Here is a 3033-nt window from a genome sequence, read left to right as displayed (position 1 = left end):
CGGGGTCACTTCAGAGACATAACGTCACTCGGGCTTTTTCATTACAAATACTCTGAATTAACGAACGAGTAGTCCGTCAGCTATTGATTGGCTTTCGCTTGTTTATCTGCGACCCATCCCGCTGTTAATGCCTTACCCTTACGTAGTCTGCGTACCCACATTCTGCTTGGGTGAATGGCTTCCAGTACATCAGCAGGAAGAGGAAGTGGATCGCCACAAATTTGTGATGCTAAAATCTCTGCGAGTAGGGGAGCAGAGCTTAACCCTCGCGAGCCCAAACCGATAAAGCAGAATAGGTTAGGGAAGCTAGTGACGGTTTCAACATCGTCAACCGAGTCACGCTGTGGGTTAAAGTTATGCAGATTTTGGTACTGCTCTTTAATGGCTTCAAAGTTACCAACGTTACCGACAAACGGAAGATGATCGCGGCTTACACTACGGATACCTTGGCGCGCTAGGTTGCCACTGGTGTCGACTTCTGTTGTCCACGCTTGATCTGGCAGTGAACCATGAAGGCGCTCGCCATTGTGCTGTTGAACTTCAGCATCAAACTCTTGGTTGATGTTGGTTTTGTCGTAGTTTGCGCCAATACAATGGTGTCCATTGTTTGGGTTTTGTGGCGTTAAGTAGCCATCAAAGCACAACACGGTTTTGAGTTTGCTAAGATTTTCCGTGGTCGGAATGTGGCTCACTTGACCTTTAACTGGAGTCAAAGGTACAGGTTGAGTCTGCTCAAACTGAGTGAACTTGTGGCCGTTCGCAACCACCACTTGGTCATGTTTTGCTTGAACCTCACCTTGCGGCGTATCAATCGTTAGCAGCCATTGCTGTTCTGTCTCTAGCCACTCAAGCTGAGTTACTTGATGTTGATAGTGTGTACTTACTTTATTGGTTTGTTCTAATTGACCAATAAGGCCTTGAGTAAGCTGAAGTGGACTCAACCACCCACCTAGAGGAAAGTAGACGCTCTCTTTATCAACGGGCAAACCGATCTTTTCATTTGCTTGCTCTGGCGATAAACGCTGAATCAAATCGGTGTGGAAATTACCTTCCAACATGCGATTGAGCTTCTTAGTCGAACCTTCATCCCACATCAAAATGTTCACACCACACCAGTTATGATCAAATTCAATCGATTTTGCAGCTTGATTGATGAACTGGCGCGCAAACAACAATCCTGGGCCGAATATACGCGAAACGTTTGAGGTCGCTTCACTCAACAGCGGGTAAATCGCACCTTGGTTATTACCAGAGGCGTTACCCGCAGCTTGCTGGTGTTCACAGTAGAGCGTGATGTTCTTACCACGGCGGCTCAGTGTTTTAGCCAACGCAGCACTGGCAACACCACCACCGATGATCGCGATGTCTTGTGAGTTACTGTGCTCTGATAAGCCATACCAAGGCTTGATATTGGTATGAGCATGTTTTTCGCCCAGTCGGCCTGCAATCATTTCACGCTTAGTACCAAAGCCTTTGACCTTCTTCATCTCAAAGCCAGCTTCAATCAAACCACGACGCACGAAACCAGCCGCGGTAAAAGTCGCACAGCTACAATCTTGCTTGGCCAGCTTTGCCATGCCATTGAATAGGTTTTGGTTCCACATCTCTGGGTTTTTGCTTGGGGCGAATCCATCTAGGAACCATGAATCTACCAAACCTTGCTTTGGTGTAGGCACGCTTGGCATACAGTCTTTGATATCACCAAACCATAAGTCCAATGTGATTGCACCATCGCCCAATACAATGCGGTGACATTCAGGCAGTGCGATAGGGTAGTGTTCTTGGAGTTGCGTCGCATACTCGGCTAATTCTGGCCACGCTTGGTGCGCTTTGATGAGATCCTCTTTGTTTAAAGGATATTTCTCAAAACTGATGAAATGTAACTCTTTGGTAATAGCTTGAGGGTTATCTTTAAGGAAAGCATCGAACCATTGCCAAACCGCAAGAAAGTTGAGACCTGTACCAAAGCCAGTTTCAGCGATCACAAAACGGCGCTGATCATGTTCAAGCCAACGCTCTGGAAGGTGGTTTTGCTTTAAAAAAACGTAACGAGTCTCTTCCAAACCATTCACGTTGGAGAAGTAAACATCGTCAAATTGGTCTGAAACTGGTGTGCCAGACTCATTCCATTCCAGCTCAGCGTTAGTAATTGAAGTCATAAAATCTATCATTTTGTGATTTGAAGCGATATGTTGGTAGGGATTGTACGAATTTCTAGGAAAGCTGACCACTTTTGTTAGGCTTCTTAGTTATCATCTAGCTGAATTTAGAATTATAGGAATGTCACATGAAACGAGTCGTAATCACCGGTATGGGTATTGTTTCAAGTATCGGTAACAACGTCGAAGAAGTTTTAGCATCACTGAAAGAGGGTAAATCTGGTATTACCGCTTCAGAGCAGTTCAAGGAAAACGGCTTACGCTCTCAAGTTTGGGGTAACCTAAAAATGAACCCTGCTGACCATATTGACCGCAAAAAGATGCGCTTTATGGGTGATGCAGCGGCATTCGCTTATCTTTCAATGGAGCAAGCAATTGCAGACGCTGGTCTAACAGAAGAGCAAGTATCTAATGACCGCACGGGTATCGTTGCGGGTTCAGGTGGTGCTTCTTCTCTTAACCAAGTAAACGCAGTAGACATCATCCGTGAGAAAGGCGTTAAGCGTGTTGGTCCATACATGGTTCCACGTACAATGGCTTCAACGGTTTCTGCTTGTCTAGCAACTCCTTTCAAAATCCGTGGTGTGAACTACTCTATGAGTTCTGCATGTGCAACATCTGCACACTGTATTGGTCACGCAATGGAGCTTATCCAACTAGGTAAGCAAGACGTAGTATTCGCTGGTGGCGGTGAAGAGCTAGATTGGTCTCTGACTATGATGTTCGACGCAATGGGCGCACTTTCTACTAAGTACAACGATACTCCTGAGCTAGCTTCTCGTACTTACGATGCAGACCGTGACGGTTTCGTTATCTCTGGTGGTGGCGGCATGCTAGTTATCGAAGAACTTGAGCACGCTAAAGCTCGTGGCGC

At 46.1% G+C, this 3033-nt stretch carries 2 protein-coding genes; one reads left to right on the top strand and one right to left on the bottom strand.

Going from position 1 to position 3033, the window contains the following annotated elements:
- Nucleotides 1-80: 80 nt before the first annotated feature.
- On the bottom strand, nucleotides 81-2231 hold the full coding sequence (gene mnmC / locus BCT81_RS16095; RefSeq protein ID WP_102425087.1) for a bifunctional tRNA (5-methylaminomethyl-2-thiouridine)(34)-methyltransferase MnmD/FAD-dependent 5-carboxymethylaminomethyl-2-thiouridine(34) oxidoreductase MnmC: 2151 nt from the start codon (nucleotides 2229-2231) through the stop codon (nucleotides 81-83).
- Between the two features lie 56 nt (nucleotides 2232-2287).
- Here mnmC and BCT81_RS16090 point away from each other — a divergent pair.
- The coding region (locus BCT81_RS16090) for a beta-ketoacyl synthase N-terminal-like domain-containing protein (protein WP_277869821.1) at nucleotides 2288-3033 on the top strand (746 nt) is incomplete at its 3' end.

Source organism: Vibrio sp. 10N.261.52.A1 (assembly GCF_002876325.1).
GTDB lineage: Bacteria > Pseudomonadota > Gammaproteobacteria > Enterobacterales > Vibrionaceae > Vibrio > Vibrio chagasii.
The sequence above is the reverse complement of the archived record's forward strand: the minus strand, read 5'-3'. Positions and strand labels throughout refer to the sequence as shown.